The organism is Exiguobacterium sp. s16 (assembly GCF_018618115.1).
GTDB classification, from domain to species: Bacteria; Bacillota; Bacilli; order Exiguobacteriales; family Exiguobacteriaceae; genus Exiguobacterium; species Exiguobacterium mexicanum_A.
In genome coordinates, this window is the sequence record NZ_JACSLM010000002.1 from 261,522 (window position 1) to 278,986 (window position 17,465).

16 protein-coding genes are annotated in these 17,465 nt (G+C 53.9%); 13 read left to right on the forward strand and 3 right to left on the reverse strand.

All coding sequences use genetic code 11. The features are described 5' to 3' along the window. Complete coding sequence (locus tag KNP86_RS04820) at positions 1–2,142, forward strand: ComEC/Rec2 family competence protein (RefSeq protein ID WP_214753061.1); 2,142 nt, start codon at positions 1–3, stop codon at positions 2,140–2,142. A gap of 49 nt (positions 2,143–2,191) precedes the next feature. On the opposite strand, the gene KNP86_RS04825 is transcribed toward KNP86_RS04820, so the two are convergent. Then, positions 2,192–2,356: a YqzM family protein gene (locus KNP86_RS04825; protein ID WP_016508105.1), complete on the reverse strand. Its 165-nt coding sequence runs from the start codon at positions 2,354–2,356 to the stop codon at positions 2,192–2,194. Positions 2,357–2,446: 90 nt separating this feature from the next. Here KNP86_RS04825 and holA point away from each other — a divergent pair, with 90 nt between their 5' ends. Together holA and KNP86_RS04835 are read left to right on the forward strand one after the other, a co-directional pair. Next, positions 2,447–3,457, forward strand: a complete 1,011-nt coding sequence (gene holA / locus KNP86_RS04830) for a DNA polymerase III subunit delta (protein WP_353048158.1) — start codon at positions 2,447–2,449, stop codon at positions 3,455–3,457. Between the two features lie 9 nt (positions 3,458–3,466). Further along, a complete protein-coding gene (locus KNP86_RS04835) occupies positions 3,467–3,901 on the forward strand; it encodes a GNAT family N-acetyltransferase (protein ID WP_034778154.1) in 435 nt (144 codons plus the stop codon). A 30-nt stretch (positions 3,902–3,931) separates the two neighbouring features. On the opposite strand, the gene rpsT is transcribed toward KNP86_RS04835, so the two are convergent. After that, complete coding sequence (gene rpsT, locus KNP86_RS04840) at positions 3,932–4,192, reverse strand: 30S ribosomal protein S20 (protein ID WP_034778152.1); 261 nt, start codon at positions 4,190–4,192, stop codon at positions 3,932–3,934. 219 nt (positions 4,193–4,411) lie between these two features. Here rpsT and lepA point away from each other — a divergent pair, with 219 nt between their 5' ends. From lepA to hemW, 5 genes are all read left to right on the forward strand, one after another. Then, the gene (gene lepA, locus KNP86_RS04845) at positions 4,412–6,235 is read left to right on the forward strand and encodes a translation elongation factor 4 (protein ID WP_214753065.1); all 1,824 of its coding nucleotides are present in this window, start codon (positions 4,412–4,414) and stop codon (positions 6,233–6,235) included. Positions 6,236–6,343: 108 nt separating this feature from the next. Further along, the gene (gene serC, locus KNP86_RS04850; protein WP_214712723.1) at positions 6,344–7,417 is read left to right on the forward strand and encodes a 3-phosphoserine/phosphohydroxythreonine transaminase; all 1,074 of its coding nucleotides are present in this window, start codon (positions 6,344–6,346) and stop codon (positions 7,415–7,417) included. After that, entirely contained in the window at positions 7,395–8,558 is a 1,164-nt protein-coding gene (locus tag KNP86_RS04855) for a 3-phosphoglycerate dehydrogenase family protein (protein ID WP_214712722.1), read from the forward strand. Before serC ends, KNP86_RS04855 begins: the two co-directional genes overlap by 23 nt. A gap of 12 nt (positions 8,559–8,570) precedes the next feature. Then, a complete protein-coding gene (locus tag KNP86_RS04860) occupies positions 8,571–9,755 on the forward strand; it encodes a DUF1015 domain-containing protein (protein ID WP_214753066.1) in 1,185 nt (394 codons plus the stop codon). Between the two features lie 65 nt (positions 9,756–9,820). Continuing rightward, a complete protein-coding gene (gene hemW / locus KNP86_RS04865) occupies positions 9,821–10,990 on the forward strand; it encodes a radical SAM family heme chaperone HemW (protein ID WP_214753068.1) in 1,170 nt (389 codons plus the stop codon). A 41-nt stretch (positions 10,991–11,031) separates the two neighbouring features. Here hemW and KNP86_RS04870 read toward each other — a convergent pair whose 3' ends face one another. Further along, positions 11,032–11,637, reverse strand: coding sequence for a DUF1054 domain-containing protein (locus KNP86_RS04870; RefSeq protein ID WP_034778142.1), 606 nt, complete (start codon positions 11,635–11,637; stop codon positions 11,032–11,034). 190 nt (positions 11,638–11,827) lie between these two features. On the opposite strand from KNP86_RS04870, the gene hrcA reads away from it, so the two are divergent. The 5 genes from hrcA to prmA all read left to right on the forward strand — a co-directional run bounded on the left by hrcA (position 11,828) and on the right by prmA (position 17,465). After that, the gene (hrcA, locus tag KNP86_RS04875; protein WP_034778141.1) at positions 11,828–12,850 is read left to right on the forward strand and encodes a heat-inducible transcriptional repressor HrcA; all 1,023 of its coding nucleotides are present in this window, start codon (positions 11,828–11,830) and stop codon (positions 12,848–12,850) included. A 17-nt stretch (positions 12,851–12,867) separates the two neighbouring features. Then, positions 12,868–13,440: a nucleotide exchange factor GrpE gene (gene grpE / locus KNP86_RS04880; protein ID WP_214753070.1), complete on the forward strand. Its 573-nt coding sequence runs from the start codon at positions 12,868–12,870 to the stop codon at positions 13,438–13,440. Between the two features lie 29 nt (positions 13,441–13,469). Then, entirely contained in the window at positions 13,470–15,293 is a 1,824-nt protein-coding gene (gene dnaK, locus KNP86_RS04885) for a molecular chaperone DnaK (RefSeq protein WP_214753071.1), read from the forward strand. Positions 15,294–15,402: 109 nt separating this feature from the next. Continuing rightward, the gene (gene dnaJ, locus KNP86_RS04890; protein ID WP_214753073.1) at positions 15,403–16,509 is read left to right on the forward strand and encodes a molecular chaperone DnaJ; all 1,107 of its coding nucleotides are present in this window, start codon (positions 15,403–15,405) and stop codon (positions 16,507–16,509) included. 17 nt (positions 16,510–16,526) lie between these two features. After that, positions 16,527–17,465, forward strand: coding sequence for a 50S ribosomal protein L11 methyltransferase (prmA, locus tag KNP86_RS04895; RefSeq protein WP_214753074.1), 939 nt, complete (start codon positions 16,527–16,529; stop codon positions 17,463–17,465).

The following is a 17,465-nucleotide window of genomic DNA, read 5'->3' on the forward strand; positions in this document are numbered from 1 at the left end:
ATGCCGCTGTATCCACTATTGCCGATCAGCCTATTCATTGCCGGGATGTACGGGTCGGTCGCCCTCTGCCTCCTGTTGTCTGTCGCCATCGCGTTCACCTGTCGCGGTCAATCCGTCTATGCGCATATCGGCGCCGTCCTGCTCGTCCTGTTCGTGTTCGTACGTCCTGACGCCGAACCGTTGCCGGAGGACGGGCCCTATCTGTTCGCCATCGAGAGCCGGCGGGACAACGGACTATCAGCGCGGCTGTATGGACAAATCGACGGGACGGAAGGTGTGTTGACCGGTCGTGACCTCGCACTCGGTCGTCCCGGAGAGACGTGCCTCGTCACGTTCACGCACATCCCGTTCGCACCGCTGCGTAATATGGGCGGATTCAATGAGTCGGCGTGGGCGCTCGGAGCCGGTCTGACGTTCAAAGGGAGTGACGTCGCCATCGAGGCGTGTCGTCCGAGTGACGGGATAGCTGGGCGGATGCTCCGCTGGAAAGAACGGCAGCTCGCGAGAATCGAGGCAACGTATCGACCAGATGTGGCGCTATATATGGAGGCGTTATTGTTTGGGGAGAGCCGATTGCTCGATGAGGACACCTCGTTCTCTTACCGGGTCACGGGTCTACTTCATCTGCTCGTCATCTCCGGGTCACATATCGCGCTCCTCGTTTTGGCGTTCCGTTGGCTGATGCGCGGTTTGCCGTTTCGTCAGGAGACGAAGACGCAACTCATCATCGCCGCGGTCACGCTGTTCGGCTGGCTGACCGGGTTTTCGCCACCGGTCGCACGGGCCGTTCTCGTCGCCGATCTGTTGCTCGGGTTGTCGCTGTTCGGCTACCGTGTCCGTGACCCGATTCGGTTACTGAGTTGGTGTGCCGCGATGCTACTCGCCGTGCAACCTTATCTGTTCTGGAATCTAGGGTTTCAATTGACGGTCGCGATGACGCTATTTTTGCTCGTGACCCGGTCGATTTGGACCGGGCCGTTCGGATTGGCCATCTATGCGCAATGGTTCGGTCTCATCTTCCTATGGCCCGTGCAACCAATTCTATCGATGTTGGCACCGGTATATAACGTGCTCGTCGGGCTGTTGATCTCTTGGTTCATCATCCCGATCACACTGCTCTCGTACCTCGTACCGACGGCCGAACCACTCCTCTATCCGGTCCTCGACGGGTTGAACGGGACGTTCCAACTGCACCATGACTGGCAGCCGTGGCTCCCGTTGCACGAGTTCACGTTTTGGCACGCTGTAACGCTCGCTGCCGTGCTGTGGGGTGGGTTGATCTTACTCGAATGGAAGCGCTGGACGGGCTGGGCGCTGGCCGTCAGTTCCCTTTTCTTCCTTCACGTCTCGTTGGAATGGACCGAACAGCCACGCGTCACGTTTCTAGATGTCGGGCAGGGCGATGCCATCGTCGTCGAGTATGGCGATGTGACCGGGGTCATCGATGTCGGCGGAGTGTTTCAAGACCCGAAGGAATTGAAACGGTCCACGTATGATCCGGGAGCGGATGTCGTCGCCCCGTACATATGGAAGCGAGGGGAGATGCGTCTCGATTTCTTGCTGCTTACCCATGCCGATCATGATCACGTCGGCGGACTGTCCGGTTTGCTCTCGTCCATCGAAGTCGATGAGGTGTGGCTCTCGGCGGAAGTAGCGGATCAAGGCAAACGAGACGAGTTACTGGCCGAGCTGGCGGCCTATCAAGTCCCGGTCCGGCTCCTGTCGAGCGGGGACAGGCCGTACCCGTGGATGTGGGTCGTCGCCCCGGACGAGTCAGGAGAGGATGAGAATGCGAACTCGGTGTCACTGTTCATGAAAGTCGGGGACCTCACTTATTTATTGACCGGAGACTTACCGGACAGACGGGAAGGGATGATCCCGACCGTCGACGTCGATGTATTCAAGCTCGGACATCACGGGGCGGACTCATCCTCGAGTCGTGAGTTGATTGAGCGGGTCGATCCGGAATGGATTGTCGTCAGCGTCGGGGCGAACAATCGCTACGGTCACCCCCACCCCGACACGTTAGAGCGAATCGAAGGAAGACGGTTATTGCGGACGGACGAGGACGGGATGGTCGTCTGTGAACGAAATCGCTGTCGCGGGATCGTAACGAGGGGGGTCACTCCAAGAAATCTATGATAAACTAAAAAAGCGATTGCTCCCCCGGGGCAATCGCTTTCTGACTGACTTATAAGCTCAAGAACTTGATGAGGACACCGATCGCGAAGATGGTGAAGAAAAAGCCGAACGGGACGATGAAGCCGATAGCTGAATCGATGGCATCGTTACGTTTGCACTGTACGTCGTTCTCGAACGGGTTTTCGCTTTGTGGGCGAACAGAGTTAATATGCATAGTGAGTCCCTCCTTGAAATGGTTCCGTCCTAAGTATAGCGAATCAGTGAAGGATAATCTATGTTTAGATAAGAATAAATTGTGAAAGTGGTGTGTGTTTTGAATGAACCGTGGCTGCATAACGGAAAGTTGTCGAACGTGTATGTCCTATTTGGGACAGAGAAATATTTACTAGAGACGTGGGAACGGGCGATCATCAAAGCCGCCAACCCGTCTGGTGATCAATTTGATGTCATGCAGCTCGACTTGCACGAGACGTCACTCGATACGGCGCTTGATGAAGCGGAGACGGTACCTTTTTTCAGTGAGTATCGGACCGTCATCGTCAAACATGCCCAGTTTTTGACGGGGGCGAAAGAAAAGCAGAAACAAAACGTCGAGCGCTTGACGGATTACGTCTTACAACCGGCTCCTTACTCTGTGCTCGTCTTTGTCATTGAAGCGGAAAAACTCGATGAACGAAAAAAAGTTGTCAAACGCCTGAAAGAACGGGCCATCGTCCTCGAAGCGAAAAAACCGAGCCAATCCGAATTAATGCGTTACGTCGGCGACGAATTGAATCGTCGTGGTCAAAAGATGGAGCGGGCGACCGTCGAGCGTCTGTTGTTCCTCTGTCAGGACGATTGGGGAAAACTCGTGCGCGAGCTTGAGAAATTACAACTCTATGCGAGTGAAGGCGCCGACATCCCGATGGAGATCGTCAACGACTTGGTCCCGCGGACGCTCGAGGATAACGTATTCCAGCTATCCGAGTTTTTAGTGGCCCGACGTGCGGATGCTGCGCTTCGGCTTGTACGGGACTTGGAGAAACAGGGGCAGGAATTGATCGGTCTGTTGTCGCTCCTCGCCCGGCAGTACCGGAATATGTATCTGGCCAAACAGTTGACCGAGAAAGGTTATGGCGAGAAGCAGATCGCCTCGAAAATCGGGGCGCATCCATATACGGTAAAACTCGCCTCACAAGCGAGCCGGAATTTCTCAGAGGCCCAGCTCGCCCGGGCGCTGACGATGATTGCCGATGCGGACGAGGCGATGAAGACGGGACGGGGCGACAAGCAACTCGTCTTTGACACACTCGTCTGCCAATTAACGTTACTGTGAGGTGAAGACATGGGATTACAGGAAGTGAGACTCGTGGACGTGATTCCGCTCCGGCATGAAGTGTTACGGCCGGGACAGGCAGTCGAGACATGTTATTTTGAAGGGGATGACGCCGAGACGACACGCCACTATGCCTGGGTCGAAGACGGTCGTGTCGTGTCGATTGCGACCGTGATGGAAGTGGGGCGTGACTTCGACGGTCAGACGGTGCCGTATCAGCTCAGAGGGATGGCAACGGACCCGGCATTTGCTGGCCAAGGAATTGGCTCGTCCTTTTTACAGGCGTTGCATGAAGCGGTCAGTGATTCGTGGTGGTGCAACGCTCGAGCGATCGCCGTCCGGTTCTATGAACGGAACGGATTGGTGACGGTCGGTGACGCGTTCGACATTCCAGGGATTGGACCCCATTATGTGATGAAGTACGAAAAAACAGCCGGCTCCTAATGGAGGCGGCTGTTTCGTTTTAGTCTCTAATTAGAGAGCTGCGATGCGAGCTGCGAGACGTGATTTGTCACGACCTGCTTTGTTTTGGTGGATTAGACCTTTTGCTGCAGCCTTGTCGATTTTCTTCGTAGCGAGGACGAAAGCTTCTTGAGCCGCTTCTTTGTTACCTTCTACAACGAGAGTATCAACACGTTTTACTGCTGTACGCATTGCTGCTTTCTCTTGCGAGTTCGCTACGCGACGCTTTTCAGAAGTTTTTGCACGTTTGATTGCTGATTTGATATTTGCCATGTTATTTCACCTCCTGAAACAAGAAAGTGTATGTTCTCATTACTTCAAGTAATCATTCAACAGAACAAGCACAATTGTAGCAAACGGTTATTCGAAAAGCAACCACTTGATGATTATTCTGAAAACTATATGTGGTATTGTTGTAGTAGGTCGTACACATTAACTTAGGATTTTGATATAATGACACGGTATGCATGAGAAGGATAGGTGAACCCATATATGAACAAACAAGAATTAGAGAATCGTCAGAAGAGAATACGGAACTTTTCCATCATCGCCCACATCGACCATGGGAAGTCGACACTCGCTGACCGGATTCTCGAGAGAACTGGTGCGCTCACAGCGCGTGAAATGAAAGAACAGACGCTTGATGCGATGGATCTCGAACGGGAACGTGGGATCACAATCAAATTGAACGCCGTTAAATTGAACTATACCGCAAAAGATGGCGAAGAGTACATCCTTCATTTGATCGATACACCGGGACACGTCGACTTCACATATGAAGTGTCGCGTTCGCTCGCAGCCTGTGAAGGGGCGGTCCTTGTCGTCGATGCGGCTCAAGGGATTGAAGCTCAGACACTCGCGAACGTTTATCTCGCGCTTGATAACGACCTTGAAATCATCCCGGTCATCAACAAGATCGACTTGCCATCGGCTGACGTCGAACGCGTCCGTCAAGAAATTGAGGATGTGATCGGACTTGACGCTAGTGACGCTGTGCCGGCTTCTGCTAAGGCGGGAATCGGGATTGAAGAGATTCTCGAGCAAGTCGTTGAACTCGTTCCGCCGCCGACTGGTGACCCGTCAGCACCACTTCAAGCGTTAATTTTCGACTCGTATTATGACGCCTACCGTGGTGTTGTCGCTTCGATCCGAATTGTCAACGGTTCGGTCAAAGTCGGTGACAAGGTTCAAATGATGTCGACTGGTAAATCATTTGAAGTAACGGATCTTGGTGTCTCAACACCGAAACCGGTCTCGGTGAAGGAATTGAACGTCGGAGACGTTGGTACGCTATCGGCATCGATTAAAACGGTCGGTGATGTGCGCGTCGGTGATACGATCACCCTTGCGAAAAATCCATCGACGGAACAGCTCCCGGGTTACCGGAAGATGAACCCAATGGTGTATTGTGGTCTGTATCCAATCGATGCCGCCAAATATAACGACTTGCGCGAAGCGCTCGAACGACTCCAGTTGTCGGATGCGGCACTCGAATTCGAGCCGGAGACGTCACAAGCACTCGGCTTTGGCTTCCGTAGCGGATTCCTCGGCATGCTCCACATGGAGATCATCCAAGAGCGAATCGAGCGTGAGTTCGGGATCGACTTGATCACGACGGCACCGTCGGTAATCTATCACGTCACGACGACGGCGGGCGACGTTATCCATGTCGATAACCCGTCGAAAATGCCGGAACAACAAAAAGTCGAGTCGATAGAAGAGCCGTACGTCAAAGCGGCCATCATGACACCGAATGACTATGTCGGCGCCATCATGGAGCTCTGTCAGAAGAAGCGCGGCAGTTTCATCGACATGCAGTATATCGATACGACGCGTGTCAAAATCACGTATGACATCCCGCTCAGTGAAATCGTCTATGACTTCTTCGACCAGTTGAAGTCGAGCACGAAAGGATATGCGTCGCTTGATTACGACTTGATTGGTTACCGCCCGTCACGCCTCGTCAAGATGGATATCCTCCTCAACAACGAACTTGTCGATGCGCTCAGCTTCATCGTGCACCGCGATTTTGCCTACGAACGGGGGAAGGTCATCGTTGAGAAATTGAAGGCGCTCATTCCGCGTATGCAGTTCGAAGTGCCGATTCAGGCAGCGGTCGGAACGAAGATCGTGGCCCGTTCGACGATCAAGGCGCTCCGTAAAAACGTCCTCGCCAAATGTTACGGCGGCGATATCTCACGGAAACGTAAATTGCTCGAGAAACAAAAAGAAGGTAAAAAGCGCATGAAGATGGTTGGTTCTGTCGAAGTGCCGCAAGAAGCGTTCATGTCCGTCTTGTCGATGGACGAAGAATAATCGTTCGCCCTTATCTACGGATGAGGGCGTTTTTTTCGTATTTGGCAGGATTCGGTGGGCCAGGTACGGAATAGTACCCACTTACAGATAAATAGAGGAGGAGTGGCGGTGTCGATATATAATTTTTCAGCAGGGCCGGGCGTATTGCCAGAACCTGTCTTACGAGAAGTGCAAGCCGAGTTTCTTTCCTATAAACAAGGGGTGTCCATCGTCGAGATGAGTCACCGCTCCGACACGTTCGCGACAATCGTCGAGCAGCTCGAGACGAGACTGCGGCGATTGATGCAGATTCCAGACGATTACGCCGTCCTGTTCCTTCAAGGTGGGGCGACGCTTCAATTTTCAATGGTGCCGATGAACCTGCGGGAATCGGGTCGCTTCGCCTATCTCGACAGTGGAACATGGTCGAAGAAAGCGATCAATGACGCAAAACACTTCGGTGACGTCATCGTCGCCGGTAGTTCAGCGTCATCCAACTACGACGCAATCCCGGAGTGGCCGGAACATATTCAGGATGTGGATTATCTTCACGTGACGTTGAACAATACGATCGAAGGTACGCGCTACACGACGTTGCCGGATACGAACGTCCCGCTCGTCGCCGACATCTCGTCGAACATTTTAGCGGAAGCGATCGATGTACAGCGCTATGGTCTCTTGTACGCCGGTGCCCAAAAAAATATCGGTCCGGCCGGATTGACGATTGTCGTCATTCGTCGTGACTTGGTCACCGAGCGCGATTTGCCGTCGTATCTGGCTTACAGCAAGCATGTCGACACGCTACTCAACACCCCGTCGACGTTCAGTTTATATGTCGCTGAGCGGGTTCTCGCCTGGGTCGAGTCCGAAGGGGGCGTCGACGAGATGGAACGTCGCAACGAAAAGAAGAGCAAGCTGTTATATGACGCCTTGGATACGTCACCGGTATTTCGCGCGCTCGTCTCCGGCAAGGAACGGTCGCTGACGAATATCCCGTTCACGAGCGGAAATGACGCGACGGATGAAGCGTTCCGGCAGTTCGCGGAGATGCGCGGGTTGATCGAGCTCGGGGGTCATCGGTCGGTCGGGGGTCTTCGAGCGAGCCTTTATAATGCGATGCCACTTGAAGGTGTGACGCGTCTCATTGACGTGATGCACGAGTTTGAACAGGAGGGACAAGATGTTTCATATAAAAACGTATAACCAAATCGCCCAAGACGGGCTAAGACGCTTCGAACCGAGCGAGTACGCCGTCAATGATGCGGAGCAAGCCGACGCCTGGGTCATTCGGAGTCATGACGTCCATCAGGCGGACATCCCGCCCTATTTGCTGGCCATCGCCCGGGCCGGTGCCGGTGTGAACAACATTCCGCTCGAACGGTTGGCTCGTCAAGGGGTCGTCGTGTTCCATACACCGGGCGCGAATGCGAACGCCGTCAAGGAACTCGTGCTCGCCAGCATGCTGTTGTCGGTCCGACCGATTTTAGAAGGGACGAACTGGGTCAACGGTCATACGTTTTCCGATCAGGCGTCGCTCGAGCAGGCGATGGAAGACGAGAAGCGGCGCTTTGTCGGGTCTGAGCTAAGAGGCAAGCGAGTCGGGATCATCGGTCTCGGTGCGATCGGTGCGTCGCTCGCCAACGACTTGCTCCACCTCGGCATCGACGTCGTCGGCTACGACCCGCATTTATCGGTCGACGCGGCGTGGAACATCTCGCAACAAGTGAAGCGGGCGAAGCAGTTGAGCGAATTGCTCGCCGATGTCGATATCCTGTCGATTCATATGCCGCTCACCGATGACACGCGTCACATGATCGACGCGACGTGGTTCAAACAGATGAAACCGGGCGCCACCATCTTGAATTTCGCCCGCGGTGAGCTCGTGAACGATTCCGATTTGCTCGAGGCGCTCGATGAGAACGTGGCGACGTACATCACTGACTTCCCGAAACAGGCGCTGCTCGGTCATCCACAAGTCGTCGCCTTCCCGCATCTCGGGGCGTCGACGCACGAGTCTGAGGTGAACTGTGCGATTCAAGCCGTCGATACGCTCAAACTGTACTTAGAGACCGGTAACATTCGTAACTCGGCCAACTTCCCGAACGCGGAACTTCCGTATGTCGGGAAGCGGCGTTTGGCGGTACTTCATTTGAACGTCCCGAACATGGTCGGTCAAATCGCGAGCCGGCTCGCCGAAAACGGAATCAATATCGATAACATGGTCAACCGGAGCCGCAACGATGTGGCCTATACATTGATCGACATCGACAACCATAAACATGAGACGTTATCCGTGCATGCCCTATATGACATCGAGGGTGTCATGCGCGTCCGCGAATTTTAAGGAGGAATGACCATGGTCGTATTTAAACCGTTTGCCCCGTATATGCCGAAACACCCCGAGGCGGTCGCTGCCGCCCCGTACGATATCGTCACTGTCGAACAGGCGCGTGAAGACGTCGGTCAGCGTCCCGATTCTTTTCTTTCGGTCGATAAACCAGAACTGTTCACGGCGGACATGCCGCTCGACGCCTGGGGACGCAGAGCCCGTCATGAGCTCGAACGGCTCTATGAATCAGAATTGACCGAGCGGACACATGGGTTTTACGTCTACCGGCTCACCGACCATGGACATGTGCAGACCGGACTCGTCGCCACGTTCTCGGTGACCGATTATGAGACGGGGAGAATCAAAATCCACGAGCACACACGTGAGGTGAAAGAGCGCGAACGGGTCGAACACGTATCGGCGACGAAAGCGCACACCGGCCCGATTTTGATGAGTCACGTCCCGGACGAAGGATTGCGTCGCATCTTGGACGACGCGACGACAGGAGAGGCGTTGTTCGCCTTCACGGACAGTGAAGGTGTCATCCATGAAGGCTATGCCGTGCCATCCAAGCATCAAGCACGCGTCATCATGCTCGGGGCAAGTATCCCAGCCCTCTATATCGCCGATGGACATCACCGGGCCAAAGCCGCAGCTGTCGTCGCCCGGAGCCCGATCCATGAAGCGGAATCGAAACAAGAGCGGGACCACTTCCTCGGCGTCTTGTTCCCGAGCGATGAGCTGACGATTTTGCCGTACCATCGCATTTTGAACGATGTGGCGCCAGAAGAAGTCAGAGCGTTGCTTGACGGTTTAGCTTTCTCGTATGAGATTGAATCGGTGCCTGCCTTACACGTCCCGAACGAACGGGGCACGTTCGGTTTGTCTTACCGGGGCGAGCATTTCATGCTCAAAAAACGGCAGGCGACGACGGCGCTCGACGTCGCGACGTTGCAACGGGATGTGCTCGAGCCGTATTTCCATGTCAAAGACGTACGGACGGACAAACGAATCGATTTCATCGGCGGCAAAGATGCCCCGACGCGCCTCGCCGACTTGGCTGAACGTGATGACGTCGTCGTGTTGACGTGTCACGCCACGGCGATGGAAGAGCTGATGCGCGTCGCCGACGAGAGCGGTCAAATGCCGCCGAAATCAACGTGGTTCGAACCGAAATTAAAGAGCGGTCTGTTCATTCATCGGTTCGATTGAACGTGCAGAGTGGCGTCACGGCGTGAAAAGCGTTATAAATGGAAGAGAAGAAAGGGGTGGCCGCCATGGCTAAAGCCGTATATCTTCACATTCCATTTTGTGAACATATTTGTTATTACTGTGATTTCAACAAGGTGTTCTTGAAGAACCAACCGGTTGATGACTATTTAGATGCATTAGAACGAGAAATCAAACTCTCGCTCGAACAATACCCGACCGATACGATTGAGACGATTTTTATCGGCGGCGGGACACCGACCGCCCTCAATGAGGCGCAGATGAAACGACTCATGGACATGGTCGCGCGTCACTTGCTCCCGCTCGCGTCGCCGGACCTCGAATACTCTATCGAGGCAAATCCGAACTTCGTGAGCGCCGAGAAGCTCGATACGATGAAACAAGGAGGGGTCAACCGCGTCAGTTTCGGCGTCCAGACGTTCGATGACGGTGGACTCGAACGAATCGGACGGACACACCGGGCCGATGACGTGTTCGCGACCGTGACGGAAGCGGCGAAGCGATTCGATAACATCTCGATCGACTTGATGTTCGGCTTGCCGGAACAGACGCTCGAACAGATCGAGCGCGACCTCGATTTGGCGTTCAAGCTCCCAATCCAACACGTGTCTTCCTATTCGTTGATTCTCGAGCCGCACACCGTGTTCGCGATTCAAGAGCGGAAAGGGAAGTTGCGCCTCCCGGGCGAGGACATCGAAGTCGAGATGTACTTGAAAGTGATGGAGACGCTCGAACGTCGAGGCTTGAAACAGTATGAGATCTCGAACTATAGCCTCAAAGGACGGGAGAGCCGTCATAACCAAGTGTACTGGCGCAACGAAGAGTATTATGGCTTCGGGGCCGGGGCGCACAGTTATTTGAACGGGGAGCGTCGAGCGAACATCGCGCCGATTCCGCACTATATCAAGGCGGAAGGGCTGCCGGTTCGCAATACGACGATGCTCGAGACGGTCGAGAAGATGGAAGAGGAACTGTTCCTCGGACTCCGGATGCGTCAAGGCGTGTCGTTTGCGACGTTCGAGTCGAAGTATGGTGTGTCGATGCGTTCGGTATTCGGGCATGTCTTGTCGGAACTCGAGGCAAAACGGTTGATCGAGACGACGGACACACACGTCCGCTTGACCGAATCTGGGCTCCCGCTCGCCAACGAGGCGTTCGCTGCCTTCATCGGCGAGGCACGGATGAGCGACTCACCGGAACAGACATCGATGTCATAACAAACAAGGGCGAACCCGGATTGGGTTCGCCCTTGTTTTGGTTATAAGACAAGATCGCGGTAAATCGGCATGAGCCGGCTGAACGTATCCTCGACGAGCGCCAGGAACGCGGCTTCGTTTTGCAGAATCGACGCATCGGCCGGAAGTTGACGACCGATCAAGAAGTCCGCTTTCTTCACCGTCGCGAACCGTTCTGTGATCGCCTCGATCGATTCAGCTGACGACTCCTCGACTAAGAACGCGTCTTTTTTCATATGATCCCCGGCGATATGGAAGTCCGGGAACTCTGATTTAAAGTCGATCGTCATGAGTCGACGGCCGATCGCTTCTTTGTTCGGCATCTCATAGATGAACGCGAGCCAGATGAAGACCCGGTCGTCGAATAATCCGACTTGGAAATGGGGATGCTTCTTATAGCCGCGTTTGTCATGGCCGATCGCCATCCACGTGTCTTTCGGTGGATTGACCGTCCGACGGGCATGTTTGGCGACATGCAAGTAAAGCGGGACACCGACATCGGCCTCGAGTTGGGGACCGACCTCTTCATAGATACGATGGAACAGCGGTTGAATCTCAGAGCGGATGCCTGCCATGCGGGCATCGAGTCCGTCTTGCGTGAATACGTTAAATTGTTGTGTTGTAAACATCTAATCACCTCAATTCGTATCATACCGAAACTTGAAGAAACATGCATACCGGAAGGCTCTATGGGACTGGAAAAAATGATGCGAATGAATTGACAAATATGGAGAACATGATAATATTTGAAGTGTGATTAGCACTCAGTAAATATGAGTGCTAATAAAGCGAGGCCAATCTTCAGAGAGGAGTGACGTTGTGCTGACAGAGAGACAATTGCTCATTTTACGAGCCATCATTGATGATTATATTCAAACGGCCCAACCAGTCGGTTCGCGGACGTTATCGAAGCGGGATGACTTGTCATTCAGTTCGGCGACGATTCGGAACGACATGGCTGATTTAGAAGATATGGGTCTGATTGAAAAGCCGCATACGTCGGCCGGACGCATCCCGTCCGAAGTCGGCTATCGGTATTATGTCGACCATCTCGTCGAGACGAAAATCATCGACGAGCGGGAGACGTATCGCCTTGGCGAGCGGCTACGTGCCTCGGCCCAAGAGTCGGAAGTGCTCATCCGTCAAGCCGCCGACCTACTCTCTGACCTGACCAATTATACGACGGTGGCGCTCGGTCCGAACAGCCAGATGAATCGGCTGGCCCGAATCGATTTGATGCCGCTCGACGAAAGGCGTGGCGTCGTCTTGATCGTGACCGATCAAGGCCACGTCGAACATCGGACGGTCGTATTCGACTCTCCGATGGCGCCGGACCTGGTCGAACAGACGATCCGCTTCTTGAACGATCGTCTGAAAGGAACTCCACTCGGTCAGCTGAAGTTCCGGATCGGAGAAGAAGTGTCCAAGCTTCGACTCGCGCATCAGGAACAATTCGAGTTCATGATGCAACTCATTCAATCGACCGTCGGCGTCCAACATCCTGCTTCGCTCTACTTAGGCGGGAAGAAGAACATCTTCAACCAACCTGAGTTCCAGACGCTTGATACGTTGCGTCCGTTCCTTGAATGGATCGACGAGCAGGAGCGGTTGACCGACTGGCTCGAATCGTTGCCAAACCGCGAGATTTATGTGAGCATTGGAAGCGAGAATGGCATCGTCGCGCTTCAAAATTGTAGCGTCATCACGTCCGACTATACGCTCGACGGTCAGACGTTCGGGACGATCGCGATGATCGGACCGACCCGGATGGATTATCGACACGGGGTTCAGATGATGGGACAAATCATTGAGGCGCTCAGGCGAACGAAATTAGAAGAGTGATGGAAAGGAGCCTCATTATGACAACTGACAAACAGAATGGGCCAGAGCCAGAAGAAGTGCTCGAAGAAAAAGATTTTGATCCGAAACAGACGGAAACAGTCGAAGCTGAAGAGGTTTCAAATGTTGAGTTTGTGGAACAAACTTCTGAGGGGACGGATTTACAAAAAGAAATCGACGCGCTCAAGGCGAGCGAGCTCCGCATCCGTGCGGATTTTGACAACTTCCGACGCCGGACGAACGAAGAGAACGCGAAACGCGTCAAATTCGCATCGCAGACGGTCGTCGAGAAATTGATTCCGCTCATCGACAACTTTGAGCGTGCGCTCCAAGTTGAAGCGAATTCGGACGACGCCAAGCAGATTCAAGCCGGTGTCGACATGATTCACCGCCAGTTGCTCGACGTCTTGAACGGTGAGAACGTCGAAGCGATCGAAGCGGTCGGACAACCGTTTGACCCGAACTATCATCAAGCGGTCATGCAAGAGCCGAGCGATGAGTTCGAATCAGGGATCGTGACGATGGAGCTTCAAAAAGGATACACGATGCACGGGCGCGTCATTCGTCCGAGCATGGTAAAAGTCTCAGAATAACATTACTTAATTAGATGGAGGAATAGACAATGGGTAAAATTATCGGAATTGACTTAGGTACAACGAACTCATGTGTAGCAGTGATGGAAGGTGGCGAAGCAGTCGTCATCTCGAACGCGGAAGGGAACCGTACGACACCATCTGTCGTCGCCTTCAAAGGGGAAGAACGTCAAGTCGGAGAAGTCGCGAAACGTCAAGCGATCACAAACCCGAACACGATCCAGTCGATCAAACGTCACATGGGTACGGCTCATACAGTAGAAGTCGATGGCAAGAAGTTCACGCCGCAAGAAATTTCGGCGATCATCTTACAGAAATTGAAAAAAGATGCAGAAGACTACCTCGGTGAGTCAGTAACAGAAGCGGTCATCACTGTTCCTGCTTACTTCAACGACGCCGAGCGTCAAGCGACGAAAGACGCAGGGAAAATCGCTGGACTTGATGTCAAACGGATCATCAACGAGCCGACGGCAGCAGCACTCGCTTACGGACTCGACAAAGGTGAAGACCACACAATCTTGATCTATGACCTCGGCGGCGGTACGTTCGACGTGTCGATTCTCGAACTTGGCGATGGTGTCTTCGAAGTTGTGGCTACTGCAGGGGACAACCGTCTCGGCGGTGACGACTTTGACCAAAAAGTCATCGACTACCTCGTATCTGAATTCAAAAAAGAGAACGGCATCGACCTCGCGCAAGACAAGATGGCGCTCCAACGTCTAAAAGATGCAGCTGAAAAAGCGAAGAAAGACCTTTCAGGCGTGACAAGCGCACACATCAGCCTTCCGTTCATCACGGCCGGAGCTGCTGGTCCGCTTCACCTTGAAACGACGCTCACGCGTGCGAAATTCGATGAGTTGACAGCCGACCTCGTCGAGCGCACGATGGAACCGACACGCCGTGCCTTGAAAGACTCTGGGCTCACACCATCTGACCTCGACAAGATCATCCTCGTCGGTGGTTCGACACGTATCCCAGCGGTCCAAAAAGCAATTCACGACTTCACGAAAAAAGAGCCGTTCAAAGGTGTCAACCCGGATGAAGTTGTTGCTCTCGGTGCAGCCATCCAAGGTGGTGTCCTCGCTGGTGACGTCAAAGACGTCGTCCTTCTCGACGTGACTCCGCTCTCGCTCGGTATCGAGACGATGGGGGGCGTGATGACGAAGTTGATTGACCGTAACACGACGATCCCGACTTCGAAATCACAAGTCTTCTCGACGGCAGCTGACAACCAGCCGGCCGTAGACATCCACGTCCTCCAAGGGGAACGTCCGATGGCGCCGGATAACAAGACGCTCGGCCGCTTCCAATTGACGGACATCCCGCCGGCACCACGCGGTGTGCCGCAAATCGAAGTCAAATTCGACATCGATGCGAACGGAATCGTTCACGTATCGGCGAAAGACCTCGGTACGAACAAAGAGCAGTCGATCACGATCCAATCGTCTTCAGGTATCGATGAGGCTGAAATCGAGCGCATGGTAAAAGAAGCGGAAGCGAACGCAGAAGCGGACAAACAGCGTAAAGAAGAAGCCGAACTCCGCAACGAAACGGATCAACTCGTCTTCGCGACAGACAAAGCGATCAAAGACCTTGGCGACAAAGTCGATGCGGCTGACAAAGAACGTGCTGAAGCGGCGAAAGAAAAAGCCAAGTCAGCACTCGAAGGCACAGACCTCGAAGCAATCCGTACGGCGAAAGACGAATTGTCAAACGTCGTTCAAGAATTGACGCAAAAAGTATATGCGAACATGGCTGAAGAGCAAGGTGCTGAAGGTGCCGAGACACAGACGGAAGCGAAAGACGACAACGTCGTCGACGCGGAGTTTGAAGACCTCGACGATCGTAAATAAGGCAACCGATAGATAGGAGAGCGCCAAAGCAGGTTTCTGCTTTGGCTCTTTCCATGTTAAGGTAGATTCGGTAGAATCTTAGTTTAGACAGTGTAGAGGAGAGAGTAACGTGGCGAAACGAGATTATTATGAAGTGCTTGGCCTGGATAAATCGGCCTCGGCACAAGACATCAAGCGGGCATATCGTAAGCTCGCACGACAATATCACCCAGACATTAACCAAGAGCCGGATGCGGCCGATAAATTTAAAGAGCTCGGAGAAGCGTATGAAGTGCTGTCAGACGAGCAGAAACGGGCCCAGTATGACCGCTTCGGTTTTGAAGGGGCCAGCCAGTTCGGTGGCGGTGGCGACTTCCAAGGTGGCTTCGGTGACATCTTTGACATGTTCTTCGGTGGCGGCGGACGTCGTCAAGACCCGAACGCTCCACGTCGCGGCGAAGATTATCAATACGTCGTCGATCTCGATTTCATGGAGAGCGTGACCGGTAAGGCGGAAACAATCGACCTCGAGATCGAAGTGGAATGTGACACGTGCATGGGCAGCGGTGCCAAACCAGGGACGAAACCAGAGACGTGTGGCCGTTGTGGCGGTAGCGGCGTCGAGACGGTTGAACAGAACACGATTCTCGGGCGGATGGTCAACCAGCGGACGTGTAGCCAATGTCACGGCAGCGGGAAGACGATTAAAGAAAAATGTGAAACGTGCCATGGTTCTGGCCACGTCAAGAAACAGAAGCAAGTCGAAGTCAAGATTCCAGCCGGGATTGACAACGGCCAACAAATCCGTCTCTCCGGTAAAGGCGGCCCAGGTTATAACGGCGGGCCAGCCGGTGACCTATACATCGTCGTCCGCGTCCGGGCCCACGAGATCTTTGAACGGGTCGACCAACACATCACGATGGAGATGCCGGTCACATACGCACAAGCAGCACTCGGTGCCGAGCTAGAAGTGCCAACCGTCCACGGCAAGGTGAGCCTAAAAGTACCAGCCGGAACGCAGACCGGGTCGAAATTCCGCTTGCGCGGCAAAGGGATGCCGAGCGTCCGCGGCGGCGGCAACGGCGACCAGTACGTCAATATTGTCGTCATGACGCCGACGAACATGACTGACCGTCAAAAAGAACTGCTTCGTGAGTTCGAAGAGATTAGCGGGGAAGCAGGCGTCGAAGAACAGCACGGCCTGTTCCAAAAAATGAAGAAGTTTTTTAGCCAGTAAAAGGAGCGTGTGAAACGATGAAATGGTCTGAAATTTGTGTCCACACGACACAGCAGGCAGTCGAAGCCGTATCGAACTTATTACATGAAGTGGGGGCACAAGGGGTCGTCATCGAGGACGTCGAGGACTACGACCAGATGATGGCCGAAGACCATTTCGGAGAGATTTGGGACGTTTCCGGACGCGAATCGTATCCGACGTCCGGCGTCTACGTGAAAGCGTACGTCCCGGCGTCGGGTGATTTCCAAGACACCCTCGCCGCGTTCAAAAAAGAAGTGGACGGGTTGCGTCATATGCTCGACATCGGCAGCGGCGAAGTGACGGTCGTCGAGATGGACGAAGAGGACTGGGCCCATTCGTGGAAGCAATACTACAAGCCCGTCAAAATCTCGCAACATCTCACGATCGTCCCGCTCTGGGAAGATTATGAGCCGCAACCTGAAGAGAACGTCATCTTGCTTGACCCGGGCATGGCGTTTGGCACCGGGACACATCCGACGACGATGCTGTGTATTCAAGCAATCGAGAATTATATTGAGCCGGGTGACCGCTTGATCGATGTCGGTACCGGATCCGGTGTACTCGCCATCGCCGCGGCGAAGCTTGGCGCCGAACGTGTCGAGGCGCTTGATTTGGATGCGGTCGCCGTCGAATCGGCGCGTCAAAACGTCGAGACGAATGATGCCCAAGACGTCGTCGACGTGAAGACGGGAGATCTGCTGAAAGGGATGACGGGCGAGTACGATCTCGTCGTCGCCAACATTTTGGCCGACGTCATCATGCTCTTCATCGATGATGCTTATGCGCGCGTCAAATCAGGCGGTTACTTCATCACGTCTGGAATCATCGGTCAGAAGCGGGCCGAAGTGACAGCTGCGCTCGAAGCGGCTGGATTCACGATTGAAGAGACGCGTGTCATGGAAGATTGGGTCGCCATCATCGCGAAGAAAGGGTAA

Bases quoted from the DNA above. Each gene is read 5' to 3' on its own strand.
- KNP86_RS04870 (WP_034778142.1), bottom strand. From the start codon at position 11,637: ATGTTTACAACACAACAATTTAACGTATTCACGCAAGACGGACTCGAT.
- KNP86_RS04825 (WP_016508105.1), bottom strand. From the start codon at position 2,356: ATGCATATTAACTCTGTTCGCCCACAAAGCGAAAACCCGTTCGAGAAC.
- hemW (WP_214753068.1), top strand. From the start codon at position 9,821: ATGGCTAAAGCCGTATATCTTCACATTCCATTTTGTGAACATATTTGT.
- rpsT (WP_034778152.1), bottom strand. From the start codon at position 4,192: ATGGCAAATATCAAATCAGCAATCAAACGTGCAAAAACTTCTGAAAAG.
- prmA (WP_214753074.1), top strand. From the start codon at position 16,527: ATGAAATGGTCTGAAATTTGTGTCCACACGACACAGCAGGCAGTCGAA.
- KNP86_RS04855 (WP_214712722.1), top strand. From the start codon at position 7,395: ATGTTTCATATAAAAACGTATAACCAAATCGCCCAAGACGGGCTAAGA.
- KNP86_RS04835 (WP_034778154.1), top strand. From the start codon at position 3,467: ATGGGATTACAGGAAGTGAGACTCGTGGACGTGATTCCGCTCCGGCAT.
- lepA (WP_214753065.1), top strand. From the start codon at position 4,412: ATGAACAAACAAGAATTAGAGAATCGTCAGAAGAGAATACGGAACTTT.
- KNP86_RS04820 (WP_214753061.1), top strand. From the start codon at position 1: ATGCCGCTGTATCCACTATTGCCGATCAGCCTATTCATTGCCGGGATG.
- dnaK (WP_214753071.1), top strand. From the start codon at position 13,470: ATGGGTAAAATTATCGGAATTGACTTAGGTACAACGAACTCATGTGTA.
- grpE (WP_214753070.1), top strand. From the start codon at position 12,868: ATGACAACTGACAAACAGAATGGGCCAGAGCCAGAAGAAGTGCTCGAA.
- KNP86_RS04860 (WP_214753066.1), top strand. From the start codon at position 8,571: ATGGTCGTATTTAAACCGTTTGCCCCGTATATGCCGAAACACCCCGAG.